This window comes from Streptomyces sp. NPDC026092 (assembly GCF_040638605.1).
GTDB lineage: Bacteria > Actinomycetota > Actinomycetes > Streptomycetales > Streptomycetaceae > Streptomyces.
Window position 1 is genome coordinate 49,413 of sequence record NZ_JBEZYN010000027.1, and the last position, 26,985, is coordinate 76,397.

The 26,985-nt window shown below is 71.1% G+C and carries 19 protein-coding genes and 1 pseudogene; 14 read left to right on the forward strand and 6 right to left on the reverse strand.

Features of this window, described 5'->3' with window-relative positions:
* The first annotated feature begins 297 nt into the window (after nucleotides 1–297).
* From AB0F56_RS32130 to AB0F56_RS32145, 4 genes and pseudogenes are all read left to right on the forward strand, one after another.
* The gene (locus AB0F56_RS32130) at nucleotides 298–1,263 is read left to right on the forward strand and encodes a terpene synthase family protein (RefSeq protein ID WP_362016141.1); all 966 of its coding nucleotides are present in this window, start codon (nucleotides 298–300) and stop codon (nucleotides 1,261–1,263) included.
* 128 nt (nucleotides 1,264–1,391) lie between these two features.
* Nucleotides 1,392–1,466, forward strand: a pseudogene (locus AB0F56_RS32135) (class I SAM-dependent methyltransferase); the annotation flags it as partial.
* A gap of 308 nt (nucleotides 1,467–1,774) precedes the next feature.
* Complete coding sequence (locus AB0F56_RS32140; protein ID WP_362016264.1) at nucleotides 1,775–3,130, forward strand: hypothetical protein; 1,356 nt, start codon at nucleotides 1,775–1,777, stop codon at nucleotides 3,128–3,130.
* A gap of 141 nt (nucleotides 3,131–3,271) precedes the next feature.
* Nucleotides 3,272–4,195: an aminoglycoside phosphotransferase family protein gene (locus tag AB0F56_RS32145; RefSeq protein ID WP_362016143.1), complete on the forward strand. Its 924-nt coding sequence runs from the start codon at nucleotides 3,272–3,274 to the stop codon at nucleotides 4,193–4,195.
* 30 nt (nucleotides 4,196–4,225) lie between these two features.
* Here the strand turns inward: AB0F56_RS32145 and AB0F56_RS32150 are convergent, their stop codons facing one another.
* Nucleotides 4,226–4,711: a VOC family protein gene (locus AB0F56_RS32150; protein ID WP_362016146.1), complete on the reverse strand. Its 486-nt coding sequence runs from the start codon at nucleotides 4,709–4,711 to the stop codon at nucleotides 4,226–4,228.
* Between the two features lie 97 nt (nucleotides 4,712–4,808).
* Here AB0F56_RS32150 and AB0F56_RS32155 point away from each other — a divergent pair, with 97 nt between their 5' ends.
* Complete coding sequence (locus AB0F56_RS32155; RefSeq protein WP_362016255.1) at nucleotides 4,809–5,390, forward strand: TetR/AcrR family transcriptional regulator; 582 nt, start codon at nucleotides 4,809–4,811, stop codon at nucleotides 5,388–5,390.
* 101 nt (nucleotides 5,391–5,491) lie between these two features.
* Here AB0F56_RS32155 and AB0F56_RS32160 read toward each other — a convergent pair whose 3' ends face one another.
* Entirely contained in the window at nucleotides 5,492–6,136 is a 645-nt protein-coding gene (locus tag AB0F56_RS32160) for a GNAT family protein (protein ID WP_362016149.1), read from the reverse strand.
* A gap of 223 nt (nucleotides 6,137–6,359) precedes the next feature.
* On the opposite strand from AB0F56_RS32160, the gene AB0F56_RS32165 reads away from it, so the two are divergent.
* Nucleotides 6,360–7,175 (forward strand): hypothetical protein, encoded by an 816-nt coding sequence (locus AB0F56_RS32165; RefSeq protein ID WP_362016152.1) that lies wholly within the window; start codon nucleotides 6,360–6,362, stop codon nucleotides 7,173–7,175.
* A gap of 114 nt (nucleotides 7,176–7,289) precedes the next feature.
* Here AB0F56_RS32165 and AB0F56_RS32170 read toward each other — a convergent pair whose 3' ends face one another.
* Nucleotides 7,290–8,582, reverse strand: coding sequence for a Gfo/Idh/MocA family oxidoreductase (locus AB0F56_RS32170; protein ID WP_362016155.1), 1,293 nt, complete (start codon nucleotides 8,580–8,582; stop codon nucleotides 7,290–7,292).
* A gap of 264 nt (nucleotides 8,583–8,846) precedes the next feature.
* On the opposite strand from AB0F56_RS32170, the gene AB0F56_RS32175 reads away from it, so the two are divergent.
* Nucleotides 8,847–9,929 carry a LacI family DNA-binding transcriptional regulator gene (locus tag AB0F56_RS32175; protein ID WP_362016158.1) on the forward strand — a complete coding sequence of 361 codons (1,083 nt, stop codon included), beginning with the start codon at nucleotides 8,847–8,849 and terminating at the stop codon, nucleotides 9,927–9,929.
* A 21-nt stretch (nucleotides 9,930–9,950) separates the two neighbouring features.
* Here AB0F56_RS32175 and AB0F56_RS32180 read toward each other — a convergent pair whose 3' ends face one another.
* Nucleotides 9,951–12,815, reverse strand: coding sequence for a hypothetical protein (locus AB0F56_RS32180; RefSeq protein WP_362016161.1), 2,865 nt, complete (start codon nucleotides 12,813–12,815; stop codon nucleotides 9,951–9,953).
* A gap of 304 nt (nucleotides 12,816–13,119) precedes the next feature.
* Here AB0F56_RS32180 and AB0F56_RS32185 point away from each other — a divergent pair, with 304 nt between their 5' ends.
* The 3 genes from AB0F56_RS32185 to AB0F56_RS32195 all read left to right on the forward strand — a co-directional run bounded on the left by AB0F56_RS32185 (nucleotide 13,120) and on the right by AB0F56_RS32195 (nucleotide 18,190).
* Nucleotides 13,120–14,028, forward strand: a complete 909-nt coding sequence (locus AB0F56_RS32185) for a glycoside hydrolase family 16 protein (protein ID WP_362016164.1) — start codon at nucleotides 13,120–13,122, stop codon at nucleotides 14,026–14,028.
* Between the two features lie 79 nt (nucleotides 14,029–14,107).
* On the forward strand, nucleotides 14,108–15,742 hold the full coding sequence (locus AB0F56_RS32190; protein WP_362016167.1) for a glycoside hydrolase family 13 protein: 1,635 nt from the start codon (nucleotides 14,108–14,110) through the stop codon (nucleotides 15,740–15,742).
* 48 nt (nucleotides 15,743–15,790) lie between these two features.
* Entirely contained in the window at nucleotides 15,791–18,190 is a 2,400-nt protein-coding gene (locus AB0F56_RS32195; protein WP_362016169.1) for a polysaccharide lyase 8 family protein, read from the forward strand.
* Nucleotides 18,191–18,250: 60 nt separating this feature from the next.
* Here AB0F56_RS32195 and AB0F56_RS32200 read toward each other — a convergent pair whose 3' ends face one another.
* A complete protein-coding gene (locus tag AB0F56_RS32200) occupies nucleotides 18,251–19,522 on the reverse strand; it encodes an alpha-L-fucosidase (RefSeq protein ID WP_362016172.1) in 1,272 nt (423 codons plus the stop codon).
* Nucleotides 19,519–20,499 carry a hydroxyacid dehydrogenase gene (locus tag AB0F56_RS32205; RefSeq protein WP_362016258.1) on the reverse strand — a complete coding sequence of 327 codons (981 nt, stop codon included), beginning with the start codon at nucleotides 20,497–20,499 and terminating at the stop codon, nucleotides 19,519–19,521. Before AB0F56_RS32205 ends, AB0F56_RS32200 begins: the two co-directional genes overlap by 4 nt.
* A 390-nt stretch (nucleotides 20,500–20,889) precedes the next feature.
* Here AB0F56_RS32205 and AB0F56_RS32210 point away from each other — a divergent pair, with 390 nt between their 5' ends.
* From AB0F56_RS32210 to AB0F56_RS32225, 4 genes are all read left to right on the forward strand, one after another.
* Nucleotides 20,890–21,876, forward strand: a complete 987-nt coding sequence (locus AB0F56_RS32210) for an ABC transporter permease subunit (RefSeq protein ID WP_362016173.1) — start codon at nucleotides 20,890–20,892, stop codon at nucleotides 21,874–21,876.
* Nucleotides 21,873–22,757, forward strand: coding sequence for a carbohydrate ABC transporter permease (locus AB0F56_RS32215; protein WP_362016176.1), 885 nt, complete (start codon nucleotides 21,873–21,875; stop codon nucleotides 22,755–22,757). Before AB0F56_RS32210 ends, AB0F56_RS32215 begins: the two co-directional genes overlap by 4 nt.
* A 77-nt stretch (nucleotides 22,758–22,834) precedes the next feature.
* Nucleotides 22,835–24,496 carry an extracellular solute-binding protein gene (locus tag AB0F56_RS32220; RefSeq protein ID WP_362016179.1) on the forward strand — a complete coding sequence of 554 codons (1,662 nt, stop codon included), beginning with the start codon at nucleotides 22,835–22,837 and terminating at the stop codon, nucleotides 24,494–24,496.
* Between the two features lie 130 nt (nucleotides 24,497–24,626).
* Nucleotides 24,627–26,954, forward strand: coding sequence for a polysaccharide lyase 8 family protein (locus AB0F56_RS32225; RefSeq protein WP_362016181.1), 2,328 nt, complete (start codon nucleotides 24,627–24,629; stop codon nucleotides 26,952–26,954).
* Nucleotides 26,955–26,985: the final 31 nt, after the last annotated feature.

Below are 26,985 nucleotides of genomic sequence, written 5' to 3' on the forward strand. Positions count from 1 at the left end.
CCCGCGTGTGCAGCCGATGTGAACAGTGCGCGGACCGACTCTCGGACCCACTGGCCACCGCCCTGAGACGTACGGAACCGGAAGGCGCGCTCGATCTCGCGCTCCTGACCATCGCCGCGGACCACCTCGGGCTCGTCTCCCCGACCGCCTGGCGCGAGCAACTCGTCGCGCAGCAGCGGCAGGACGGCGGGTGGCCCGCCTGCGGCTGCTTCCGGAAATGGGCCGCGTGCCGCTCTGGTTCGGCTCGGTGCACCTCACGACCGTCTTCGCCGTCCGCGCCCTGCAAGGGGCGACGCCGTGACCGCCGTACCCGCCGCTCGGCCCGTGTATCTCGACGAGCCGCACCGCCGCACCGCGGAGAAGCTGCTCGCCTGGTCGCTGCGCCACTGCACCTGCGCACGCGGCAGGGAGTACCACGAACGCGGGGCCTACCTTGCCGCCACGTACGACGCGTACTGCGCTCCGCGCCGTACGACCGGCCCCGAGGTGGACGCGGGCACGCTCTTCGTCCTGCTCGTGTTCCTGGTGGAGGACGTGACGGTCGCCGAGAACGAGGAACTCGTACGGTTCATCAGGACGGGCGCCGTCGACGACCGGAACGAGGGAGTGGCGTGCCTCAGGGCCATCCTGGAGACGCTGCACCGGAAGGGCATCGCGACGGATCGGCTGGAGGAGACGTTCCGCGCCTGGGCGTCGCGCGCACGCGCCGAGCAGGCGCTGTCCGTGGAGGACCTCACGGTCGAGACCTACTGGCCGTACCGGCAACACACCATCCTCGTACCCCTCTTCCTCGAGTGCTGGACCACCGAACTCGGCCTCCACCTCACCACCGACGTCGAAGCGGCCCTGGACGCCAGCGGACTGCCGGAACTGGCCGCGCACCTGGTCGTACGCGTCAACGACCTGGGCTCCCTGGACCGGGACGCCGCCCGGCGCGTGGACGACGGCCACGTCGTCGACATCAACTCCGTCCTCCTGCTCGAACCCACCCTCGGGTCACGCGAGGCAGCCGTCCGCCACCTCGTGGAACAACACAACCTCGACGTCGAGCAGTTCACCGCCCGCGCCACCCGCCTCCTGGCCGAGCACGGTCACGCGGAACCGCGACTACGCGACCGGATCGAACTGATCCGACACCAGACCAACGGCAACGTCGCCAGCGTCCGCCACCTCACGGACCGCTACCCGGGCAGCCGCCTGCGGCTGCGCGACCTGCGGGCGATACCCGACATGATGGAGGTCCCGAGCGACCTCGTGAGGTGAAGCTCGTGGGTCCATGCCGTGCAGGGGAGAGGTATGACGCAGAAAGCCGACCCGCGGTCCTTCGACCGGTTCGCTCGTGACTACGACCGCTTCGTCAGCCTGCTCCCGGGGCGCAACGTCACCTGGTGATGGACGTACTCGATCTGGAGGACGCGCACGGCTTCGACCTGGTCTACAGCCACACGATGCTCCACCATCTGGAGGACTACCGCGCGGGTTTGGAGCACCTGAAGGGCCTCGCGCGGCCGGGCGGCACCGTCGCGCTGGTCGACAACGTGTGCCGCGAGCTGTACGGGAGCGTCTTCCCCGGAGCACGCTTCGACGACCTCGGCTTCGCCTTGGCCATGTCCTGGACGGTTCCCCGGAAGGGGGATGAGGTCCAGTGGCCGGGCGCCGCATCGCAGATCCCGCATGAGGTGGCAGTGGGCGCTGATGCGGGCATAGCCCTCTTGAGTACCCAACCTCGATCGTCCTGTGAACGCGGTGAGAGGAAGGGGCGCTGGGAGGGTTCGTGGCACGTCGTGAGGCCAACGGACTGCTTGCCGCACTGCTCGGCGAGGCCGACTGGACCGGGGGCGAGCTGGCCCGTGCGGTCAACGGCCTGGGAACGGCCCAGGGCCTACGCCTCCGCTACGACCGGACGTCCGTGGCCCACTGGCTCACCGGGTCCCGCCCCCGACCGCCGATTCCCGATCTGGTCGCGGCCGCCTTCAGCCGGCGAGTCGGTCGCCTTGTGCTCGCCGCGGAGACCGGGTTGGCCGCGCCGGAACGCTCCTGGGAATCGCTGCTCGCCCCCGGCGCCGCCTCTGTTGTGGGTGGACTCATCACTCTGTGCCGTGCGGAGGCTCGGCCCGAGCCGCGCGCCTTTCTGGCCCGTTCCGGGTACGCGCTGACCGCTCTCGCGCTCCCCTCCTGGCGCTCGCCACCGGCGGCGCAGCCGGTGACGCCCGCGGTGAGTGGCTTCCGGCGCCCGGTCCCCGAGGACGTACAGCTGCTGCAGGAGATGGCGCGCGTGTACGCGGCGTTGAGTCGCAGTCACGGTGGCGCCCACGCGCGCAGCGCACTTGCCGCGTACATCGGTGACGACGTCAGCCGCCTCCTGGGCGGCGCCCCGGGGGTCGGCCAGCTGCACGACGACGCGCGGGTCGCGGTGGCCCAGTTGGTCCATGTGCTCGCTGTCATGACCGGGGACGCGGGACGCGAGGGACTGGCGCAGCGCTACTTCTCGCATGCCCTGGCGCTGGCCCATCAGGCCGGCGATCGCCGGCAGTACGCCATCACGTTGCGCGCCATGAGCTCGCAGGCGCTGAGGCTTCTGCACCACCGTCGTGCGGACGAGCTGGCGCACGCCGCGCTCACCGTCCACGGAGAGCCAGGTGATCCGACGGTGCTCAGTTTTCTGCTGGTCCAGCGGGCGCTCACCTCGGCCCATCGTGGCGAGCGCCTCGTAGCCCTCGCCGATCTCGCCGCCGCGGAGCGCCGGCACGAGCGCGCGGTCCATGAAGGCGCTCCGTTCGTGGCGTATCCGCCTTCGGGCCTCCACTACCAGCGGGCCGAGGTCTTCCTGGCCCTCGGCGACGACGCCGAAGGCAGGGCCGCCTTGCGGTCAGCCCTCGCTCACCGGCCCCCCGGCGACCACCGGCAGGTCGCCCTCACTCATGCCAGGCTGGCCGAATCCCTGCTGGGAGTCGGCCACTTGGAGGAGGCCTGTGGTCACTGGAGCAGGTTCCTCGACCGCTACCCGCACCTCCACTCCCGGCAGGTGGACCGGTCCCTGTCCGAACTCGTACGGCGACTGCGGCCCCATCAGCGACAACGGCACGCCGCCGCAGTCCTGGACCAGGCACGAGAGCACATACGACGGTGACGGCGAGGGGGACGGGGCGAGAGCGAAGGGATCATCCACGGCACCTGTCTACGGGGAACGAGGCGACTCCGCCGCCCCCGAACCGACGGTCCGGGGGAGATCCACCCGAAGTGACGTTTCGCCGTACTACCTTTGCTCCGCATGACCCACACCGAGAGCGAGATCGACATCACGGCCGAGCTGGTCCAGGACCTGCTGCGCGAGCAGCACCCCGACCTGGCCGATCACCCCGTGAGGCTCGGCGCGCGTGGTTGGGACAACCAGTTGTGGCGGCTCGGCGACGACCTCGCCGTACGGTTGCCCTGGGCGACGCGGTCCGCGGACGCGTTGCTGCGCAAGGAGTACGCCTGGCTGCCCGCCCTCGCCCCGCACCTCCCGCTGCCGATCCCCGTTCCGCAGCGCCTCGGCGAGCCCTCCGAGCGGTTCCCCCGGCCCTGGATCGTCACCACGTGGGTGCCGGGCGAGCCCGCCGACCGCGCCCCCGCCACGCGCGGGGCGGAGGCGGCCGACACCCTGGCCGCGTTCCTGACGGCTCTTCACCGACCCGCTCCCACCGGGGCGCCCACCGGCCGTGGCCGCGGGGGACCGCTGGCGCACCATGCGTCAGGGTTCGCCGGGCAGCTCGCCGCGGCCACCCGGCTGGGCCTGATCCCCGACCCGGACGCCGTCCGCGCGGTCTGGGCGGATGCCGCCGCCGCACCCGACTGGGACGGTCCGGCGCTGTGGCTCCACGGCGACCTGCATCCAGCGAACGTCCTCACCGAGGACGGCACCTTCTGCGGCGTGATCGACTTCGGCGACCTCTTCGCCGGCGATCCGGCCTGCGACCTCGCCGCGCCTTGGGTACTTCTCCAGGACGGCGCCGCCGACGGCTTCCACGAGGCCTACCGGCCGGCCCCGGACGCCGCGACCCTGCGTCGCGCCCGCGGCTGGGCGGTGCTGCGCGCCCTCGCCTGCATCCTCATCGGTGACGCCGGCGTCCACGGCCGCCCCGGCGGCAAGCCCACCTGGGGCCCACCTGCGCAGGCCACCCTCCGACGCCTCATCTCCACGGCCGGCAGCTGATCGAGCGACTCACCCGCAGGGCATGCGAGGTCAGGCGTCGGTGTCGGTGTCGCTGTACAGGGCCGCGTACTCCTCGCTGGGCGGTACGACGGTGATGACATCGATGAGCACACCGTCAGGGGCCGCGACGATGAAGTGGCGCTGGCCGAACTCCTCCGTACGCAGCGACAGGATCTCGGGAAGGCCGGCCTCCGCCACGAGCCTCTGGTGCTCGGAGTCCACGTCGTCCACCTCGAAGTTCAGGAGCAGGCCGCCCTGGAGCGCGCCCCGGTGGCCCTCGGGGACGGTCGGGTGTGTGTGGTCCAGCAGTGCCAGTTCGTACTGCGGCGCGTCGGGGCGGCGCAGACTGACGTACCAGTCCGCCTCGAACGTCACCTCGAACCCGAGGTGACGGGTGTAGAAGTCGCGGGAGGCTCCCACGTCCCCGGTGGCGAGCACCGGGTAGAAGCCGCCGAGCTTGGTCGTGGGAGTGGGCGTGACGGTGGCCGGGGGTGTGGTCGTGAGGTCGTTCGTCATGGCAGAGCCCCTTCAGATCCATTTCACATACCCGGGGTATGTGAACCATAGCGTTAGCATACCCCCGGTATGCGAAAGGGAAAGGGTGGTGCGCACGATGGCGGTCAACCGGGCTGAGCAGCGGGCGGCGACGCGGCAGGCGCTGCTGACCGAAGGGCGGCGGCGGTTCGCGGCCGACGGGTACCACCACGTGGTCCTTGCTGAGGTTGCGCGGGCCGCCGGGGTCACCAAGGGGGCCGCCTACCACCACTTCGACAGCAAGGCGGGGCTCTTCCGCGCCGTCGTCGCCGAGGTGCAGCACGAACTGGGGGAGCGGGTCGCGGCCGCCGCCGAGCGGCACGAGGACCTCTGGGGGCAACTCCGGGCCGGCTGCCGGGCCTTCCTGGCCGCGGGGACCGACCCGGCCGTACGCCAGATCCTGCTGGTCGACGCGCCGACCGTCCTGGGCTGGGACGAGTGGAGGGCCCTCGACGAGGAGTCCTCCGCCCGGCACCTCGCCGAGGCCCTGGAGGCGCTCGCCGCAGCCGGGATCATCGCCGATCAGCCGGTGGAGCCCCTGGCCCGGCTCCTCTCCGGGGCGATGAACGAGGCCGCGCTCTGGATCGCGCGGGGCGGGGACGCGCAGGGGGCGGAGCAGGCGCTCGACCGGCTGCTGGCGGGGCTGCGCACCGAGGGCTGATCGATCGCGCGGAAGTGCGGACAGCGATCTGATTCGTCATCTGCGGGTATCGGCGCCGGCCGGCCGTACGGCCGGCCGTCACGGACGCCGGGGCCGCGAGGTCAGTGGCCGCCGGTCGGTACTTCCCAGGACCGGGGTCGCGTGAGCGCCTGCCACTCGTCCCGCAGTAGGGCCAGAACCGCCACGTCGTAGCGCCGACCGCGGTGCAGACATGCGGAGCGGCGCACCCCCTCCTGTACGAACCCGGCCTTCGCCAGGACGTCGAGCGCCGCGGTGTTGGTGGTGTGGGTGACGGCCTGCACGCGGTGCATGGGCAGCTCGCCGAAGGCGAGGTCGACCAGCGCGTCCACGGCGTCCACGCCGTGGCCCCGGCCCCGGTGGCCGGGGTCCAGCATCAGCAGGATCTCGGCGGTGCCGTCGACCAAGTCCTGGTCGAACAGGGCGATGTGGCCGATCGGCGTGCCGTCGGGGAGGAGGACGAGGAAGTCGTCGCGGTCGTTGTCGTCGCGGTCGCGCTCGATGCGCTCGCGCACGGCGGAGAGGGTACGCGGCCACATGCCGATCTCGTGGGCGGCGACGGGGTCGGCGCGCCAGGCGTGGATCAGCTCCGCGTCGTCGAGGTCGAGCGGCGCGAAGGCGACGCCCTGACCGCGCCAGCACACCTGATGGGGCGTCCCCGTGTCCTCTTGCTCGGGGTTCTCCCCAGCCATGCGCTCCGGTACGGCTTCTGCCACGCCCTCGACCATGCGCGGATGGTACGAGCCACCGCGACCGCCGGGCCAGCCATATTCCGGCGACCAGGGGTCCTGCCTGATTGTCGCCCTGAGTGTCGCCCGAGTCCCGAAGGGGCGGGCCGCTGGACGGGCCATGCGTCACGATCGTCTGTTCTGGTGACTCTTTGTATTCATCTGCTGCATTCCGGGGATCCTGACGTGGACGTTCTCCCTCGCTCGATCACCTGGAGTAACCATGAACCGGCTCAGTCTGGCCGCGCTCGGTATGGCCGGGACGCTCTGCGCGGCCGCCCTGTGTACCGGGGCCGCCACCGCCGTCCCCGATCCGCGCGGCGCACCGGCGCTGGCCCCGCACACCATCACGGAAGGACTCACCTCGACCGTGGCACCCCATTCCGGGGTCCACGTCAACGTTCCCTGCCAGTCGCCCGAGCAGAGCTCAGGAGGAGGCGTACGGACCACCGGGAACGGAGTCTTCATCACCGCCTCGTGGTCCTCCGCGGGCTGGGCCGCCGACGTCTACAACGAGACCGACACCCCGCAGACCGTCCGGGCCGTGAGCATCTGCACCCCGCAGTGGCACACCCGTCGATCGAGCATCCCCACCACGCAAGTGCCGATGGGGGAGTCGGGCATCGCCCGCGCGGCCTGCCCCGCCGGCACGGAGGCCACGGGCGGCGGCAACATCGGCGGGGCCCAGGGCAACGACCGGATGTACGTGAGCCAGTCGTCCGACATCGCTGACGAGTGGGTCGTACGGGCCTACAACGCCTCCCCGTTCCAGCAGCGGATCGCCACCCAGGTCGTGTGCTCCAACACGCCCCACAGCTCGCGCTCCAGCGAGGGCACGCTGCTGGGCCTGGGAGCCACCGGAACCTCCCACGCCGAGTGCCCCGCCGGCGAGGTGCCGACCGGGGGCGGCGGACTCGGCAACCCGGCCGTGTTCTTCAACGAGTCGTACCCCACGCCCACCGGATGGACCGTACGGGCCACGAACAGGGGCACCCAGCCGCTGACCGTGTTCGCCCGCGTCAACTGCACCCAGCCCTGACCCGCGGCGGCGGCACGCGCCGCGGACGGGGAGCGACGCCGGCGGAAGGGTCGCGGCCGAAGAGCGCCGCAAACGGGGCCCGTCGCGGGAACCGCGACAGGCCCCGGTATCGGCTCACGGTGCGGTTGGACCTGCGGCAGCAGGCGCGGGGCGGTGCACGGTCTCGACGGTGTTGCCGAGGCGCGCCCGCTCGGCGGCCAGCACGGTGAGATGGCTGGTGAGGGACTCCTGCGGGCCGGACTTCACCAGACCCGGGTCACCGGTGGCGACAGCCGCGACGAATGCGTCCATCAGGCCCGCGTCACCGCCACCGTGACCGCCTCCGGCGTCCATCGACCCCTCACCGAACACGTCGATGGTCTCTTCGGTGCGGGTCAGGAAGTCGTACACCCGCAACGTCCTGCCGTCGCCGTGGAGTTCGCCGTGTGTGCCGAAGATCCGGGTCTGCCGGTCGGCCTGTTCGGTGAAGGCCGTCATGGTGAACGTGGCCGTCGCACCGGAGGCGAACTCCATGGCCACGACCTGGTGGTCGACCACGTCGTTGTCGCAGGCGTACACGCACCGCCCGTAGGGACCCTCCCGCAGGGCCGAGTCCAGGGCCTCGGGGGTGAAGTCGTCGACCACCACGCTCAACGGCCAGCCGTGGTCGCCCCGGGCGAGGCGGTCGCCGTAGTCGCGCTTGGCCGAGTACGGGCAGCCGGCCTCCACCTCCACCGCGCAGTCCGTACAGCGGTCGGCGGCGCCCGCGGGCCTGTTCTCGGAGCGGAAGTGTGAAAGCCGTCCGAAACTGGAGACGCGCACCGGCGGTTCGCCGAGCACGTACTGGAGCCAGTCCAGATCGTGGCAGGACTTGGCCATCAGCATGGAGGTCGCCTCGTCCTCGCGACGCCAGTTGCCCCGGACGAACGAGTGCGCCTGGTGCCAGAACCCGACGGGCTCCAGATGCTGGACGCTGACGAGGTCCCCGATCCTGCCGGAGTCGACAAGGTCCTTCAGGGCCCGCGTGTACGGCGTGTACCGCAGCACATGGCCGACCGACAGGGTGACTCCGGCGCTCTCCACCGCGTCGACGATCAAGCGGCACTCGTCCTCGGTCAGCGCCATCGGCTTTTCCAGCATGATGTGGTGGCCGAGCGCGGCGAAGGCGAGGACCGGCTCCAGGTGGTCACGGTCGAGGGTGCAGATCAGCACCGCGTCCGCGACCCGCCCGCGTGCGGCCAGGACCCGCCAGTCGTCCACCGCCGCCTCGGGCTCCAGGCCGTGGGCGGCCGCGAACCGCTCCCGGCGCGTGCGGCGCGGCTCGGCCACCGCGACGACCTTCGCCCGCTCGGGGTGTGCCAGGGCCCAGGCCGCGTGGCCGGTCCCACGGTCTCCGGCACCGACGACGGCAAGGGTGACAGGGGGCATCCGGGTCTCTCCCAAGGCGATAGCTCGACACACGACACTTCATTGGCGATTGGCGATTGGCGATTGGCGATTGGCGATTGGCGATTGGTGATTGGTGATTGGTGATAGAAAGCGCTTGCCGTCGTCCACGGTAGTGATCCTCGGACCCCCGGGACAAGAGGCGGCGCGAGAGCGGCCGGGCGCTCAGGCCGAGAGCAGCCGCGTTGACCCTCACCAGCCCTCCTGCCAGGATGCAAACGATTACAGGAGTCCTGGGGAGGTTCGGTGGCCACCGAAGCGCATGCCGCGCCGCAGCCCTCGCGGCGACAGGCCACGATGCGCGATGTGGCGCGCCGGGCCGGGGTGTCGACGGCGACCGTCTCGCGCGTACTGGCCGGCAAGCCGCTCACGGACTCCACCCGCGCCAAGGTACTCCTCGCGGCGAAGGAGCTGCACTATGTCGTCAACACCCATGCGAGGGCGCTGAAGAGCGGGCGCAGCAACACGGTCGGCATCGTGCTCGTCACCCTCAGCGGCGGACCGTACAACGAGATCGCCCGGGGGATCGAGCTGCAGGCGGCCGTCGAGGGCATGCGCTGTACGGTCGCCTCCTCCCAGGCCGACCACGACCGCGAACTCTCCCTCGCGGCCACGATGGCCGAGCAGAACGCCGACATCGTGATCCTCATCGGGGGAGTCCGGGACACCCCGCGCTATCGGACCCGCGTGGCCGCGCTCGCGCGCGAGCTCGAAGCGGCCGGCTCCCGTCTTGTCCTGGTCGGACGACCCTCACCGGGAGCGGAACTGCCCCTCACCGTCGTCGACTACGACAACGAGGGCGGGGCCTTCGCGATCACGAGCCATCTGCTCTCCGCGGGACACGAACGGATCCTCTTCCTCGGCGGCCCCGACAACTCCACCACCGCCGGGCGCGTCGCCGGCCATGTCCGCGCCCTGGAGAGTCACGGTCTGGGCCCCGACCCCGCGCTGATCGCCAACCACGGCAACCACAACGACATGGGCCCGGCCGGCATCCGCGAGATCCTGCGCGGGATGCCGGCCGATGTGACCGCCGTGTTCGCGTGGGACGACGACGTGGCCGGCTGCGCGATGGCCCAACTGCGCGCGGGTGGGGTGTCCGTGCCGGAGGAGATCTCGGTCGTGGGGTTCAACAACTCCCTGCCCCACGCCGAGCACCTGTTCCCCGCCCTCACCACCGTCCAGATCCCGTTCCTGGAACTCGGCCGCACCGCCGTGAGGTTGGCCGTCCTGCGCGACGACCCGGAGCACCGCCACGACCAGCAGGTCGTGCTCGGCACGCATGTCGTGGTCCGTGATTCGGTACGACCCCGGGTCCGCCGCGCCTGACGAACCGGAACCACCAGCCGCTCACCCAGCAGCAGGAACGTGTCCCTTCAGGTCGTCCAGGTCGAAGGACGTGTCGCCGAGCGCCAGCGTGCTGCCCTCGGCGACGGCCGTGGGCACCGTGGCGCCCTTGCCGACTGCGAGGACGATACGGAAGTCCGCCTCCGTACCGCTCCGAACGACCCTGAACGCGCCCTTCTCGACGGAGAGTTGCGCCCCCTCGGCGTTCAGGATCCACCCCTTGAGCCAGCCGTCGCCCTTCCTGAAGAGGAAGGTCGTGGCCCCGGACTCGCTCTCGCCGAAGGTGATCGCCGTCCCCGCCTCCGGGGACAGCTGCCAGGCGTAGGTGCGCGCGGCCGCGTCGGCGAAGGTGTCGTGGACCGCGACGACCGAGTCGGCCCCGCCCGTCGGGCGCAGATCCACCGCGATGTCCCGTCGGGCCGTGCCGAGTTGGTAGTTCCCGCTGCCGTCCAGGGAGACGAATCCGCCGCCCTGACCCGCGTACGCCCGCGATTCCAGCGTCCTTCCCCGGCCCGCCAGCGGCTCGGGCTTCCCGTCGACGAGCGGCTTGGAGAACAGTTCCGGCTTCGAGGTGTTCTTCGCGGGCTGCTGCGCCCAGGTCACGTCCTGGCCGACCAGCGACAGCGCGAAGGTGTCCGAACCACCCCAGCCGATGTGCTGCTCGTTGCGGTTCTGGACGCCGACCAGGACGTCGTCCTTGTCCTGGTACCGGCTCCGGAACAGGTACGAGCCGACGTGGTCGTCGAGCAGCGCAGCGCGCACGCTCTCCGGCGCCTCGTCGGGGTCCTGCGGGGCGACCCCGTACGGGTAGTGCAGCAGCCCGTAGGTGCCGCCCCCGCCGCCGACCGTCCGCTCGTACTGCCAGAGCCAGGCTGCGCGCTGATCGGCCGGCACCTGGGTGAAGATCAGGCCGGGGATCGGCACCCCGCCGGTGCTCGTGGCGACACCCCACTGGAGACGCGCCTTGTCCGCCTGTGCGGACACCGTGTGCAGCAGCAGGTTCGCGAACCGCGGGCGCTCCCACTTCTCCTTCAGCGCGCCGATGCCCGCGTCGAGGGAGCCGGTGATTCCCGGCGCCCCGACCCCGAGCCCGTAGCCGAAGTAGTCGAGTCCCTCCTGGTCCCAGCCGGTGTCCGAGTACGCGGTGTCCAGGTGCCGGCCGAGGTCGTCGATGAGCTGGGGGATCCGTTCCTCCTGCAGGTCGAACGGCCCGTCGCCACGCACGGCGAGACGGAGCGTCAGTTCCGCACCGCGCACGACCGCGGTCCAGTTGCTCTGCTTGGTGGGCAGGGCGAAGTTCGGCTGGTACGCGACCTCCAGGTAGGCGGCGACGCGCTGGAGAACCTTCTGCGCCTCGGCCCGCTGGTCCTCCGTCCAGGCCTGGTACGTCCAGTCGTAGGCGGTGGCCAGGGGAGTGGCGGCGTTGGCGGTCTCCAGAGCGGCGGCGCCGGCGTGCGCGGTGCCGTTGACGAACGGCATGGTCCGGCCGGACTCGACGACCGCCTCATAGGCGATCCTTGCGTACGCCGGGTCCTGCGTGACCTGGTAGAGGAGTGCGGCGTCATGGGCCAGGGACGCCTGCGCCTCGCCCGGACGGTAGTTGTAGGCCGGGAGCCCCTTGGCGACCCGGTTCACCAGGCTGTCGTACGTCGACCTGGGCGTACCGCTCTGCTGGATCGCGGCGCGGATCGCGCTCAGCCGCTCGTCCGTGACGCCCATCCTCGGGTGGGCGAGGCTGCCGAGGGACGCGGTCGCGAGAACCTCGCCGTTCCGCCCGGTGAGCGCGAACCCGGTCGCGCCCTTGAGGTCCTTGGCGGACAGGGTGACCGCGCCGGTCGTGTCGTCGGCGCCGCACGTGCGGACCTTGCGGGCCTTGCCCAACTGGCCCTGAGCGACCTCAGGGCCGCCCGCGAGGAGGGTCACCGGAGTCCTGCTGCCGGCCTTCAACCGCCATGCCAGACGGGCTCCTTGGCCGGTCGTGGTCGCCGTCAGAACGTCCGTCTGCTGCTCGTCGAGGAAGCGGGAGGGTGTCGTCACGGTCTCCGCGCCGGTCGTCGCCAGCCGCGTGCCGTCGGCGGCCAGGGCGACGACCTTGTACGTGTAGCGCTTCCCGGGACGGGCCGAGCCGTCCTCGGCGGTCCAGGCCGCCGGCACCGAGCGGATCAGCGTCTTCCGCCCGGGCGTGAAGTTCCGGTCCTCGGAACGGTGCACCTCGTACGAGGCCGCGGGCTGCGCGAGGGTGCCGAAGTTCCAGGTGAGCTGGACGGCACCGGTCGGCTGGACGTTGGCGCCCACGACATCGCCCTCGACCCGCTCCACACGGACGTTGTCGACGAGCAGGCGGCCCGTGCTCCGTTCCAGGGCGAGCAGCAGATTGACGGTCGGGGCGCTCGGGCGGGCGAGGACGACGGCACTGGCCTTGCGCCATGGGGTGTCGCCGGTGACCCGGCCGATCAGGGCGTCGTGGCCGAAGCCGCGCGCCCACAGGTCACCGCCGTAGCCGGTGAGGCCCACCGCGCGCTCGTCGAAGGTGATGCGGTACGCGCGGAAGGTCCCGGTGTCCGGGATGGGGACGTCCTGCCCGATCGCCGCCTTGTCGTCCGCGTTCCCGAGGTCGAGGGCGAGCGCCCGGCTGCCGTCCGGGCCCGCGCCGTCGAGGACCTGGGCGCGGCCGCTGGCCCGGTTCTCGCTCTGCGGCCAACCGACGATCGTGCCGTCGACGGCGACCTGCTCGAAGTCGCCGTTGACGACCAGGTTGGTGGTGGCCTCGGCGTGGGCGGGCGCGGGGACCGACACCGCGAGCGCCCCTGCGACGGCCGCCCCCGCGACGGTGGCTCGGCCGAGACGGGACGGTAGGGCTCTGGACATCGCTGCTCCGAATCGCGTGCAATCGATTACGTGGCGGCGAGGCTAGGGGTGTGGCGTGAACCAGGTCAAGATGGCCGACGGTAAGAGGTCTGATGATTTGCGATGCGTGGGCTCACTTCTCCCTGGTTCAGCGCGAGTTCGTGCGGCGTTCCCCTTGAAGAGGCCAGACCAATCCCTTGACCGATGTGTGCAATCGATTTACGTTCCGGGGCGGTGAGGCGCCTTTGCGCGGCCCCTTCCCTGGTCCTGGGCAGGCCGCCTCGCCCAACTCGCCTTCTCCGCACGAGGAGTCAGGAGACACGCCATGAACCCCGATCACCGCCCCTCCCCGCCCGTACTCCGCCCCTCCCTGCCCGTACTCCGCCCCCGCACCCTCGGCGCCATGGCCGCGGCGGGCCTCGTCGCCCTCTCCCTGCTGCTCTCCGCCCCGGCGCGGGCGGATGTCCGGGCGGCGCCGGTCGACCCCAACACCCCCGCCGGTGTCCGCCCCGTCGGAGGCAGCTCACACGCCACCCTGGTCTTCAGCGACGAGTTCCACGGGACCGCGCTCGACACCACCAAGTGGTCGTCGGTGGACGCCGAGCGACGCGACGGCCAGTACTTCGACAGCTGGTGGAAGCCGTCGAACGTCAAGGTCAACCCCAACCCCGACTCCGTCAACGGCGGCAACCTGTGGATCTCGCTCTCCCAGCTCGCCGAGACCGAGTACGCCACGGGCGAGATCGAGAGCCGGGGCAAGTTCGACTTCACCTACGGCACGGTCGAGTGGCGCGCACAGATGCCGCCCAACCACGACCTCTTCGGCGCGCTCTGGCTGATGCCGCCCGGCGGTGTCGACGGCGTGGACGGCACGGCCCGCGACGGCGGCGAGTACGACGTGATCGAGAGCGTGTCCGCGTCGGACAGCTACAGCAACACCATCCACTACGACGGCTACGGCGCCGACCACAAGGTGTCCTCCGTCTCGGTCGCCGCCCCAGGGCTGCACAGCGGGTACCACACGTACACCCTCGAATGGCGGCCCGACCGCATGATCTTCCGCTACGACGGCACCGTCGTACGCGACATCACCGACCCGAAGCTCATCAGCCAGGTGTCCATGTTCCCGGTGATCTCCAGCGAGTCCGCCGAGTGGGCCGCCGGCTCGATCTACGACGCCCCGCTGGACTACCGCTCCAACATGTACGTCGACTACATCCGCGTCTGGCAGTAGCACCCCCCGTACCGCCCCCGCCCTACCGCCCTGCCCCCCCCCGGAACCGACCCCACCCGACCCCCGTAGGAGGACCCGCATGTCCGACGACGACCAGCAGTCCGGCCGCCCCTGGTGGCGCAGCGCCGCCATCTACCAGATCTATCCGCGCAGCTACGCCGACGGGAACGGCGACGGCGTCGGTGACATCACCGGCATCCGGGCCCGGCTCCCGTACCTGCGCGACCTCGGCGTCGACGCGGTGTGGATCTCGCCCTGGTACGTCTCCCCGATGGCCGACGCGGGCTACGACGTGGCCGACTACCGCGACATCGACCCGCTCTTCGGCACCCTGGCGGACGCCGAGGCCCTGATCACCGAGGCCCATGAACTCGGGCTGCGGATCATCGTCGACATGGTCCCCAACCACTGCTCCGACCAGCACCCCTGGTTCCGCACGGCGCTGGCCGACGGTCCCGGGTCGCCGGCCCGTCAGCTCTTCCACTTCCGCCCCGGCGTGGGGGAAAGCGGCGAACTGCCGCCCAACGACTGGCAGTCGGCCTTCGGCGGCCCCGCCTGGACCCGTACGAGCGCACCCGACGGCACGCCGGGCGAGTGGTATCTGCACATGTTCGCTCCACAGCAGCCCGACTGGAACTGGGACCAGCCGCGGGTACGCGCGGAGTTCGAGTCCATCCTGCGGTTCTGGCTCGACCGGGGTGTCGACGGCTTCCGTATCGACGTCGCCTCGCTCCTGGTCAAGCAGGACGGACTTCCCGACGAGGGAACCCTTCCGCCCGGGGCGCCCGCACCGCACAGCGACCGGCCCGAGGTGCACGACATCTACCGTTCGTGGCGGCGGCTCGCCGACTCCTACCCGGGCGAGCGCGCCTTCGTCGGCGAGCTGTGGGTGTCACCCGAGGCCCTGCCGCGCTACTTGCGCGAGGACGAACTGCACACGGCGTTCAACTTCCCTTTCCTGCAGGCTGCTTGGGAGCACGGGGCGCTGCGGAAGGTCATCGACGAGACGCTCACCCTGCACGCCCCTGTCGGCGCCCCGGCCACCTGGGTCCTCGGCAGCCACGACGCGACCCGCGTCGTCACGCGTTACGGCCGCGCGGACACCTCCTTCACCGAGCGGCACCAGCCCGTCCCGGTCGACCTGGACCTCGGTACGCGACGGGCCCGTGCCGCCGCCCTGCTCAGCTTCGCCCTGCCTGGCAGTGTCTACGTCTATCAGGGCGACGAGCTCGGACTGTGGGAGGTCGAGGACATCCCCCTCGCCCTCCGTCAGGACCCGGCCGTCCAGCAGTCCGGCGGCACGGACCCCGGCCGCGACGGCTGCCGCGTACCCCTGCCCTGGGAAGGCGACGAGGCCCCCTTCGGCTTCAGCCCGCCCGACGCCGGTACGGAGCCCTGGCTGCCACAGCCGCCGGCCTGGAAGGACCACACCGTCGCCGCGGAGACCGGTGACCCCGGATCCACGCTGGAACTCCACCGCAACGCCCTGCGCATCCGCCGCGCCGAACCCGCCCTCGGTGACGGCCCGTTCGCCTGGCTCCCGTCCGCCGACGGAGTCCTCGCCTTCACCCGAGGGCCCGGCTTCACCTGCCTGGTCAACCTCACCCCCGACCCCGTCGAGCTGCCCGCGCACACGGAGCAGCTCCTCGCCAGCGGCCCCCTCACCGACGGCCTGCTGCCGCCGGACACGACCGTCTGGCTGCGTGCGGTCTGAGCTCGAAGCGCCGAAACCGCCTGTCCGCCGCACACCCCTGGAGACCTCATGACAACGCCGTCGTGGTCCCGCCGTTCCGTCCTGTCCGCCGCGGGCGCCGCCCTCGCGGCCCTCACCGTCGGTGTCGCCGACGCGCGCCCCGCCCTCGCGGCGGACGCCTACGACGCGCTCCGCCTGAAGTGGCGTGAACTCCTGCTCGGTACCGGCTTCACCGCGAGCGACCCGCTCTACGCCGGCCGGCTGACCGAGCTGGGCGCCAAGGCCGTCTCGTACCGTTCCTCGATGGCGCCCTCCGGCTCCTCCCTCTGGCCGGACCTGCCCTACGCCTCCTTCTCCGGCGACCCGGTCAGCTCCACCTACAACCGGCTGAAGACCATGGCGCTCGCCCACGCCCAGCCCGGCACCGGACTCACCGGCGACGCCTCACTCGCCGCCGACATCGTGGCCGGTCTGCAGCACGTCCACGACGGCGTCTACAACGCCTCGTTCACCCTGCCCAGCTCCAACTGGTGGTGGAACGCCCAGATAGGCGCCCCGACCGCGCTCCTCGACACCTGCGTCCTGATGTACGACAGCCTCTCCGCCGCCCAGACGGCGGCCTACTGCGCGGCTGTCGACCACTTCGTACCCGACAGCCAGCTCGACGTGGGCGCCCCGCACGGCGAGAGCGCGAACCGCGTCGACTTCTGCAAGGTCGTCGCCCTGCGCGGAGTGGTCGGCAAGAGCTCCGCGAAGATCGCCCGCGCCCGCGACGGTCTCTCCCCGGTCTTCCCGTACGTCACCTCGGGCGACGGCTTCTACCGTGACGGATCATTCATCCAGCACAGTCACACCCCCTACACCGGTTCGTACGGCGCCGTCCTCCTCAGCGGTCTCGCCTGGCTCTTCGCCCTGCTCGGCGGTTCCTCCTGGGACATCACCGACCCCGGCAAGCAGCTGATGCTCGACTCCGTCGAGCGCTCCTTCGCCCCGTTCGTCTACAACGGCCTCCTCATGGACGCGGTCAGCGGTCGGGCCGTCAGCCGGGGGCTCTCGGCGGGCAGCACGAACGGCTTCGTCGGAGGGGACCACGGCCGCGCGCAGGGCGTCATGGCCGCCGTCCTGATGCTCGCCATGGGGGCGAGCGCCGCCGAGCGGACCCGCTGGCGCGGGATGGTGAAGGGCTGGCTCCAGCGCGACTACTTCCTGACCCTGGAGAACAACCCGTCGCTCGACGTCGCCTCGCTCTCCCGCCTGAAGGCGGCCAGGGACGATGCCGCGCTGGCCGCCGTCGCCGAGCCGGTCGGGCACCGCGTCTTCGGCTCCATGGACCGCGCCACCCACCGCCGCCCGAACTGGGCCGCCTCCCTGTCCATGTCCTCCAGCCGCGTCGCCTTCTACGCCTTCGGGAACCTGGAGAACAAGCGCGGCTGGCACACCGGCTCCGGCATGCTCTCCTGGTGGAAGGACACGACCCTCGGCCAGTTCACCGACACCTTCTGGCCCACCGTCGACCCCTACCGACTCCCCGGCACCACCGTCTCCAAGAAGACCCTGGCCGACGGCGCCGGCGGTGACTTCGGCGCACCGCGGCCGACCTCCACCTGGGCGGGCGGCGCGAGCGACGGAACGTACGCCGCACTCGGCATGGACATCCGCGGGCTGCAGTCCACCCTGGGCGGCCGCAAGTCCTGGTTCTTCCTCGACGACGCCGTCGTCTGCCTGGGCGCCGGCATCGGCTGTACGGACGGAACGGGCGTCGAATCGATCGTGGAGAACCGGAACCTCGGCGCCGGCGGCACGCACACCCTCACGGTCGACGGCGTCGCCATGCCGGCCACACAGGGCTGGTCGGCCACCCTCACGGGCGCCCGCTGGGCCTCCCTCGCGGGCATGGGCGGGTACGTCTTCCCCGGCGGCGCCACGGTCAAGGCGCTCCGCCAGGAACGCACGGGAGCGTGGAGCGACATCAACGGGCTCTCCGGCTCGACGACGCCGTTCACCCGCCGCTATCTGACGCTCTGGTTCGACCACGGCACCAACCCGACGGGCGCCGGCTACTCCTACCTCCTGATGCCCGGCGCCGACAGCGCCGCCACGGCAGCCCGGGCCGCCGACTCCGGCTGGATGAGCGTGCTCGCCAACACCGCCAACCAGCAGGGCGTCCACGTCCCCTCGCTCGGCTTCACGGGCGTCAACTTCTACGGCAGCGGCACCGTCGGCACCCTCACCTCCACCGGGGCCGCCTCCGTCATGGTCCGCGTGAGTGGTACGACCGCCACCGTCTGCGTCGCCAATCCGACGCAGACGCTCAGCAGCCTCGACATCACCTGGAACCGCGCGGTGTCCGGAGTGGTCTCCCAGGACCCCTCCGTCACCGTCCTCTCCACCGGCCCCTCACTGAGGCTGCGCGTGGACACCACGGCGAAGGCGGGCGCCAGCCAACGGATCACGGTCACCCTCGGCTGACTGCCCGGCTGCCTGGCTGACCCGGCTGCCCGCGCCCGCCGGGTCAGCCGGGCAGCCGGGTCAGCCGGCTCCCTGGCCGCGGTAGAGCTCGATCTCGCCGTCCAGTTCGAGGGCGAGGACGGTGGCCTGCGGGTCGCAGAGGGTCGGGGCGTCGATCCGGACGACGCCCGGGATGCGGTGGGAGGGGAAGCCGCCCACGACGCGGTGGCTCAGCTCTTCCCCCGTACCGAGCACGGAGATCTTCCGGACGGTGTTCCGGAGGCCGCGCACCTCGACGAAGCCGCGCGGCGGGTCGAAACAGACGAGGAAGAGGGTGCGACGGTCGCCGGCGAGCATCGAGGGGCCGTAGTGGTGGCCGTACGGCATACCGCGGTCCGTCGAGTAGACCGCCTCCTGGTTGCGGCGGATCCACTGGCCCAGGCCCTCGAGTCGTTCGGCGTGGTCGGGCTGGATCGTGCCGTCCTCCCGGGGCCCGGTGTTGAGGAGCAGATTGCCGCCGTGGCCGATGGTCTCGGCGAACACCCGGACGAGTTCGGGGACGGACTTGTGCGCCGTGTCCCCGGGCTGGTGGCCCCAGGCGTCGCCGATCGTGTAGCAGAGCTCCCACGGCCCTTCGGGCGGGAGGATCGGCACGCCGAGCTCCGGGGTCGCATAGTCGCCGTGGCCGAGCATCCGGCCGTTGAGCACGGTGCGCGGCCGGAGCTTGAGGATTTCCTCGCGCAGCTCCTTCATCCGCCACTGGCGTTCGTCGCGTTCCCAGGCGCCGTCGAACCAGAGCAGATCGGGCCGGTAGCGGGAGAGGAGTTCCCGGATCTGCCCCCGGTGGACCTGTGCGAGGAAGCGCTCCCAGCGCTCGGGCTCCTCCTGTCCGGGCGCGGGCATGGCGAAGCGGTTGTCCACCCAGGGGCGCTGAAGGACGGACGGGCGGACCGTCGGGTAGTCCGGGTGGCTCCAGTCGGAGTGGGAGAAGTACAGGCCGACCCGCAGGCCGTGATGGCGGAGCGCCTCGGTGAACGGGCCGACGAGATCGCGCGCCGCGGGGCTGCGGGTGGCGACGGAGAGGTCCGTCCGCGCGGTGTCCCAGAGCGCGACGCCGTCGTGGTGCTTGGTGGTGAGCACCGCGTACTTCGCCCCGGCGCGCACGAAGAGGCGCGCCCAGTCCTCGGGGCGGTACCGGGAGGCGGTGAAGCCCTTGAGCTGCTTCATGTACGTGTCGCGGGAGAGGTCCCCGCCGAAGAAGGACCAGGACTCGGGGACGCCGTCGACGGCGTAGATCCCCCAGTGGACGAAGATGCCGAGTTTGGCCTCGGGGAACCAGGGCTGCATGGTCATGCCGAACGCTCCAGGTCCTCGCGTCGTACGGGATGGGCGAACGGGAGGCCGGCCGCGTACCGCGCCACCTCCTCCAGGGCCAGATCGGCCATCCTGCGCAGCTCCGTCCCGAACGAGCCCGCGAAGTGCGGGGTGAGCAGGACGTTCGACAGGTCGTAGAGAGGGGAGTCGGCGGGCAGGTGCTCGGGCTCGGTGGTGTCGAGCACGGCCCTGATGCGGCCGGTGGCCAGCTCCTCGGTGAGGGCCTCCTGGTCGACGAGCGAGCCGCGTGAGGTGTTGACGAACGTGGCGCCGTCGCGCATCAGACCCAGTCGGCGCCGGTCGATCATGTGGCGGGTCTCGGGGCTCTCCGGCGCGTGGAGCGTGACGACGTCGGAGAGAGCGCACAGTTCGTCGAGCGGGACCGGGCGCACCCCGAGCCGCTCCGCCTCCTCGGGGGTCAGGTACGGGTCGTGGACGAGGAGGTCGAAGGAGTACGGGGCGAGCAGCTCGGCGACCCGGCGCCCGATCCGCGAGGCCCCGACGATCCCGACCGTGCGCCGGTAGTTGCCCACGTCGGGGTAGCGGGCGCGCCAGTCCTGCTCCCCGCGGACCCGGCGGTACTCGTCCCTGACCTCCAGGACGCGCTTGTTGGAGAAGAGGATCGCGGCCACCGTGTACTCGGCCACCGGCAGGGCGTTGGCCGCGGCGGCCGAGGACACCGCGATGCCGCGGTCCCAGCAGGCCTCGCTCACGTGCCAACGGACCGAACCGGCCGCGTGGACCACGGCCTTGAGCCTTGGGGCGGAGGCGAGGACCCACGTGTCGAGCTCGGGGCAGCCCCAGGAGGTGAGGAGCACCTCGGTGTCGCGCAGCGCGCTGAGGACGTCGGCGCGGCTGAAGTCGTCGGTGACCAGCCCGGTGTCGACCTCGGCGACCTCCGCGAGCCGGCTCAAGGTGGGTGCGTCGAGCAACGAGGGAGCCAGTTCGGGGGCCATGGCGATGAGAAGCCGGGGACGGCGAGGAGTCGCCGCCCGCTCGTGCGCCGGACGGCTGTGCGGGAGCATGGCGGTCATGGCGCGACCATATTGAGCGATTCTGCGATCGTCAAGATCGATCAAAGTGATCGATAGATCGATCCCTCTTGACTGCGATCGCATCGGTGGCCAAAATTCGGTTCATCGCACCGGGCCACTGATGAGGTCCCCGGGCGTCGTCGTCACAAGCCGCCCGGGACAGGCGGGTTACGCGTCCCACCGGAGCCGAACACGAGCGCGCCGCGAGCGCCGCTCGACCGCGTCCGTACCCCTGGCCACTCCTCCCGTAGGGGAGAGGTGTGCGCATCGGCCCGGCGCACGGCGGCCGGGAGGCATGGAGAGGGGAGCTGCATGTCCGTGACACTCAAGGACCGGGAGGCGCGCCGGCAGGCGCGCGCCCCCGGACCTCCCAAGGAAACGGCGCCCCGGCACCGGGGCCTGTGGGACCGGTTGCGCAGGGACCGCGCCCTGCTGATGCTCATGGTTCCGGGCGTGCTGTACTTCCTGGTCTTCCACTACGGGGCGATGTTCGGCAACGTCATCGCGTTCAAGGACTACGTCCCGTTCCTCGGCGTCAACGGCAGCCCGTGGGTCGGCTTCGCGAACTTCGAGACCCTGTTCAGCGACGGGGCCTTCTGGGCCGCCGCCTTCAACACCCTGTCGCTCTCCTTCCTCCAGATCGTCTTCTTCTTCCCGCTGCCGCTCGCCCTCGCCATGCTGCTGCACAGCGTCAGCCGCGGCGGCGTCCGCAAGTTCGTCCAGAGCGTCGTCTACCTGCCCCACTTCATCTCCTGGGTCATCGTGGTCGCGCTCTTCACCCAGGTCCTCGGCGGCGACGGGCTCCTCAACGGGCTGCTCGGCGAGGACGACGGCGACCATCTGATCGACGTCTTCGGCAACCCCACGGCCTTCCAGCCGCTCATGGTCGTCGAGTTGATCTGGAAGGACTGCGGCTGGGGCACGATCATCTTCCTCGCCGCGCTGCACAACGTGGACGAGTCGCTCTACGAGGCCGCGGCCATCGACGGGGCCGGACCCTGGCGCCGCTTCTGGCACGTGACCCTTCCGGCCATCCGACCGATCGTCATCCTGCTCCTGATCCTGCGCCTCGGCGAGATCCTGAACGTCGGCTTCGAGCAGTTCCTGCTGCAGCGCGACGTCTTCGGCCCCGAGACGGCCGAGGTCATCGACACGTTCGTCTACTACCACGCGGTCACCGACGGCATGTGGGGCGTCGCCGCGGCGGCGGCCCTCTTCAAGGGCCTGATCGCCGCCGTCCTGGTCTTCGCCGCGAACAAGGTCGCCCACCGCATGGGCGAGCAGGGGGTGTACCGATGAGCCGCCCGGCATGGATGGAGAAGCCCCGCGCCGTCACCCAAGTCGCCAAGGGCCTGGCCCTGGTGCTGACCGTGGCCATGGTCGTGCTCCCCTTCTGGACGGTCCTGGCCACCAGCTTCGCCCCGGACCGGCAGATCGTCGCGAACGGCGGCTGGGCGTTCTGGCCCGACGAGTGGACCCTCAAGGCGTACGGCAAGGTCTTCGCCAACGAGAACACCACCCACGCCATGCTCGTCTCGGCGGGCGTAGCGGTCGTCGGCACCGCGCTCAGCCTGGCCTGCACCGTCTTCCTCGCCTACGCGCTCGCCCGGCCCGGTGTCGTCGGCGGCAAGCCGATCATGCTGCTCGTCCTCTTCACGTTCCTCTTCCCGCCCGGCATCATTCCGAGCTTCCTGGTCGTCCACACGCTCGGGCTGCGCAACACCTACTGGGCGCTCTTCCTGCCCGTCCTCATCAACGCCTTCAACCTCGTGGTCGTCCGCGGCTTCTTCCAGGGCATTCCCGAGGAGTTGTACGAGGCGGCCCGGCTCGACGGAGCCGGCGAGATCCGCACGCTCTTCCAGATCGTTCTGCCGCTCTCCAAAGCGGTCATCGCGGTCGTCGGTCTCTTCTACGCCGTCGGGTACTGGAACGACTTCTTCCGAGGCGTGATCTATCTCGACGACAGCTCGATGTGGCCGCTCCAGACGGTGATGCGCGGATACGTCACCCAGGGACACGGACTGGCCGACTCCCAGGCGGTGGACGAGACGCTCGTCCAGGCGCCCCAGACGATCAAGATGGCCATCGTGATGGTGGCCACCGTGCCGATCCTCTGCGTCTACCCCTTCATCCAGCGCTACTTCGCGAAGGGTGTCCTCACCGGCGCCATCAAGAGCTGACCTTCCCGCGGCTCCGGCTCCGCACCACCAGAAACCTCTCTCCCCGTCTCCCGGGGCCTTCAGCAAGGGACGTTCCCATGAGCACTGGCGTATCCCGCAGAAGAGTTCTGCAGACCATCGGCATCGGCACCGCGCTCGCCGCCACCGGCGTGTCCCTGTCGGCCTGTTCGACGACCGGTGGCGGCGGAAACGACGCCGGCAACAGCGGCAAGGACCTGGCGCCCTTCCCGACGTACGTACCGTTCGCCGGCCCGAAGCCCGATCTCCCCGGCACCGAGCAGGGCGTCCAGGCCGCCTACCTCGGCTACCCCAAGGAGCTGACGCAGTCGGTCCAGGAGAAGCCCGGCGACGGCAAGAAGATCACGGCGTGGTTCCTGTCCTGGAACTCGACCCCCGTGCCCCGGGAGAAGAACAAGTTCTGGCTGGCGGTCGAGGCGGCGCTCGGCGTCGAGCTGGACCTCACGGTCGTCCCCGCGATGGAGTACGAGACCAAGCTCGCCACCCTCATGGCCAGCGGCGAGATGCCGGACATCCTCCAGGTCGTCGCCGCACCCAACGAGGCCCAGTTCGTCCTCAACAAGTGCGCCGACCTCACCGAACACCTCGCGGGCGACGCCGTCAAGGAGTACCCGAACCTCGCCAACATCCCGCCGTACGCCTGGAAGGCCGCCGGCCGCTTCGGCGGCAGGCTCTACGGCGTCCCGGTGGAGCGCCCCCTGATCGGGCACGGACTGATCGCCAACCAGGAGAAGTTCAAGTCGGCGGGCATCTGGGTCCCCGAGGCCGGCGTCCTCGACGTCGACACCTTCACCAAGGGCCTGAAGCAGCTCAGCGTCAAGGGCAAGTACGGTCTGGGCGCCTCCCAGATCGGCGCCTTCGGCTTCAACTCCTACATCGCCAACCACGGTTCGCCCAACATCTGGTCGGTCAAGGACGGGGCCTTCGTCAACTACATGGAGACCGAGGAGTTCAAGGCCGGTCTCGAGCAGATGGTCAAGTGGCAGAAGGAGGGCGTCTTCCGGCGTGACGCCCTGAGCGTGGACGGCGGTGCCTACAGCCTGGAGTTCTACAACGGCACCACGTACTCGCAGTCCAACGCTTTCGGCGGCTTCAAGGGTGCCGTGCTCGCCGTCAAGGACGGGTTCACCGTCGACATGGCCCGCCCCTTCAAGCCGGCCAACGGGGCGTCCCCCAAGCACTGGCTGGGCTCCGGGATCTACGGCTACACCGTGCTCAAGAAGGCGCCCAAGGAGCGCATCGAGCTGCTGCTGCGGGTGATGAACTACCTGGCCGCGCCGTTCGGCTCCAACGAGTACGAACTCATCAACCACGGAGTGGAGGGCACCCACTTCACCCGGGGCAAGGACGGCGGTCCCGTGGTCACCAAGCTGGCCGCCGACGGCGGCGACGGCCCGCTCAACCTCCCGCTGACCTTCATCGCGGGGCCGCCCCAGGCGCTCTACCTGGCCGACCAGCCCGAGGCTACCAAGCGCTACCACACCTACCAGCAGGAGATGATTCCGCTCGGCGTGCCCAGCGCCCACTACGGCCTGCGCTCCAACGCCTGGGCCAACAGTGAGCGCGGCCTGGTCAAGCAGCGCGAGGACGCGATCAACGCCGTCGTCACGGGCAAGCGCAGCCTCTCCGAGTGGGACGCCGTGGTGAAGGAGTTCAAGGCGAAGGGCGGCGCGAAGGCCGCGGAGTCCCTCGCCGAGGAGTACGCCGCCGCCGGCAGCTGATCCCGCCCAGGGCTTCGCCCGAGTACTGCCCGTGTCTACGGCCGGGATGGTGCTCGGGCGGAACTCTTCCGTACGACTCCGCCCACTGCCACCCTCACCCCCACCCCATCCCCGTACCGACGGAGCATCCTTGACCTCCCCCAGGGCGGTCCCGCCCTTCTCCGAGCAGCGCGCCCGCTGGCGGGACCTGCTGCTCGGATCCGGATCCGGACCCGGCCTCGATCCGACGGAGCCCCGCTTCGCCCGCCGCCTGGCCGAACTGGGCTCGGCCGCGGCCGAGTACCTCGCGACGATGGACCCGGCCGAGGGCCACCTGTGGCCAGGGCTGCCGTACCGCGAGGGCCACGGCATCCACCTCGGCGCCGGCTACGTCCGCCTGAGGAGCATGGCCCTCGCCCACGCCCACCCCGGCACCGGAGTGACAGGGGACGAGAAGCTGGCCGCCGGTATCCTCCGCGGCCTCGACCACCTCCACGAGCACGTCTACGGCAGCGTCCACGAGAAGCCCGCGAGCTGGTGGTGGTGGGCCCAGGTCGGTGCCCCGCAGGCCATGCTCGACACCTGCGTCCTGCTGTACGACCGGCTCGGGGACGAGCGGATCGCCCGCCTCTGCGCGGCCGTCGACCAGGCTCTGCCGCCCACGCGCCTGGACCGGTACGAGGACCAGAGCACCGGCGCGAACCGGGTCGACTTCTGCCGCACGCTTGCCCAGCGGGGCGTCCTCGGCGACAGCCAGGCCGCGCTCACGCTCGCCCGGGACGGCCTCCACCCGGTCTTCCCGTACGTCACGGAAGGAGACGGGTTCTACGCCGACGGCTCCTTCGTCCAGCACCGGACGGTCGCCTACACGGGCGCGTACGGCGCCGTGCTCCTCGAAGGCCTGGCCACGCTCTTCACCCTGCTCGACGGCACCCCCTGGGAGGTGACAGGCCCCGGGCGCCAGCTCGCCCTGGACAGCGTCGAGCACGCCTTCGCCCCGTTCGTCCACGACGGCGTGCTCGACGCGAGCGTCTGCGGCCGCGGCATCAGCCGGGGCCTCACCGGTCGCGACGTCCACCTGATGCCCGTACGGGACCATGCCCCGGCCCAGTCGCTGATGGCGGCCGTGCTGGTGCTGGGGGAGTGCGCGAGCCCGGCCGAGCGGTCGCGGTGGCGCGGCATCGTCAAGGGCTGGCTGCGGCGCGACGCATTCCTCCCCGTCGCCGCCAACCCCCGCCTTGGGACAGCCGACTTCACGCGCTTCACCTCGCTCCTCGACGACCCGGCCGTCGATCCGTTGCCCGAACCCGCCGGCCACCGGCTCTTCCCGATGATGGCCCGCGCCGCCCACCGAGGGCCGGGCTGGGCCGCGTTCCTCAGCATGTCCTCATCGACCATCACCTTCTACGAGTGCGGGAACCAGGAGAACACCCGCGGCTGGCACACCGGTTCGGGCATGCTGACCTGGTACGCCGGGGACAGCGGCCAGTACGCCGACGCCTACTGGCCCACCGTCGACCCCTACCGGCTGCCCGGCACGACCGTGTCGACTTGCACCCTCACCGACAACGAGGGCGGCGAGTGGGGAGCCCGGCTACCGGACGCCGTGTGGGCCGGCGGTGCCACCGACGGCCGGTTCGCGGCGGTGGGACAGGACACGCGTGGTCTGTCGAGCAGCCTGCGGGCCAGGAAGTCGTGGTTCTTCACCGACGACGCGGTGATCTGCCTGGGCGCCGGGATCGATGCCAGGGACGGTGTCCCGGTGGAGACCGTGGTCGACAACCGCCGGCTCAGGTCCGGCGAGGTCGGGACGCTGACGGTCGACGGCGCGCAGCAGCCGGTCGGCCCGCCGTGGCACGAGACGTTCCCCGACGCCCGCTGGGCTGCGCTCGACAGCCACGGCGGGTACGTGTTCCCGAGCGGGGCGACCCTGCGTGCGCTGCGCGAGGAGCGGACCGGACGCTGGAGCGACATCAATCGCCTCGTCGGTTCGGACGAGGAGATCCGCCGACGCTACGTGACCCTCTGGCTCGACCACGGCACCGACCCCCGCGCCGAGTCCTACACGTACGTCCTGCTGCCGGGCGCCGACGCCCGGGTCACCGAGGAACGGGCCCGGGACCGCGCGTGGCTGAAGATCCTCGTCAACGAGCCGGGCGCGCAAGGAGTGCGCGTCCCCTCGCTCGGGCTCACGGCCGTGAACCTCTGGAGCGCGGGCACCGCCGGTCGCATCGGCTCCGACGTGCCGGCCTCGATCCTGGTACGGGAGGACGGTACGGGCATCACCGCCACCGTCCATGTCGCGGATCCGACCAGGACGGCGGGCCGACTGGTCGTCACCTGGCGCCGACCGGTGGCGCGCGTCCGCTCCCACGACGCGACGGTGACCGTCCTGGCCACGGGGGAGAGCATGACCTTCGCCGTCGACACCGGCGCGAAGGACGGCGCGACGCACCGCGTCGAGGTGACCCTCGGCTGAGGGTCTGTCTGCCGGGGCCGGAGTGTGTCCT

What these genes read in the sequence shown, in the direction of transcription:
- AB0F56_RS32145 (WP_362016143.1), top strand. Translation starts at nt 3,272, where the DNA reads ATGACCCACACCGAGAGCGAGATCGACATCACGGCCGAGCTGGTCCAG.
- AB0F56_RS32150 (WP_362016146.1), bottom strand. Translation starts at nt 4,711, where the DNA reads ATGACGAACGACCTCACGACCACACCCCCGGCCACCGTCACGCCCACT.
- AB0F56_RS32155 (WP_362016255.1), top strand. Translation starts at nt 4,809, where the DNA reads ATGGCGGTCAACCGGGCTGAGCAGCGGGCGGCGACGCGGCAGGCGCTG.
- AB0F56_RS32160 (WP_362016149.1), bottom strand. Translation starts at nt 6,136, where the DNA reads ATGGTCGAGGGCGTGGCAGAAGCCGTACCGGAGCGCATGGCTGGGGAG.
- AB0F56_RS32165 (WP_362016152.1), top strand. Translation starts at nt 6,360, where the DNA reads ATGAACCGGCTCAGTCTGGCCGCGCTCGGTATGGCCGGGACGCTCTGC.
- AB0F56_RS32170 (WP_362016155.1), bottom strand. Translation starts at nt 8,582, where the DNA reads ATGCCCCCTGTCACCCTTGCCGTCGTCGGTGCCGGAGACCGTGGGACC.
- AB0F56_RS32180 (WP_362016161.1), bottom strand. Translation starts at nt 12,815, where the DNA reads ATGTCCAGAGCCCTACCGTCCCGTCTCGGCCGAGCCACCGTCGCGGGG.
- AB0F56_RS32185 (WP_362016164.1), top strand. Translation starts at nt 13,120, where the DNA reads ATGAACCCCGATCACCGCCCCTCCCCGCCCGTACTCCGCCCCTCCCTG.
- AB0F56_RS32190 (WP_362016167.1), top strand. Translation starts at nt 14,108, where the DNA reads ATGTCCGACGACGACCAGCAGTCCGGCCGCCCCTGGTGGCGCAGCGCC.
- AB0F56_RS32195 (WP_362016169.1), top strand. Translation starts at nt 15,791, where the DNA reads ATGACAACGCCGTCGTGGTCCCGCCGTTCCGTCCTGTCCGCCGCGGGC.
- AB0F56_RS32200 (WP_362016172.1), bottom strand. Translation starts at nt 19,522, where the DNA reads ATGACCATGCAGCCCTGGTTCCCCGAGGCCAAACTCGGCATCTTCGTC.
- AB0F56_RS32205 (WP_362016258.1), bottom strand. Translation starts at nt 20,499, where the DNA reads ATGGCCCCCGAACTGGCTCCCTCGTTGCTCGACGCACCCACCTTGAGC.
- AB0F56_RS32210 (WP_362016173.1), top strand. Translation starts at nt 20,890, where the DNA reads ATGTCCGTGACACTCAAGGACCGGGAGGCGCGCCGGCAGGCGCGCGCC.
- AB0F56_RS32215 (WP_362016176.1), top strand. Translation starts at nt 21,873, where the DNA reads ATGAGCCGCCCGGCATGGATGGAGAAGCCCCGCGCCGTCACCCAAGTC.
- AB0F56_RS32220 (WP_362016179.1), top strand. Translation starts at nt 22,835, where the DNA reads ATGAGCACTGGCGTATCCCGCAGAAGAGTTCTGCAGACCATCGGCATC.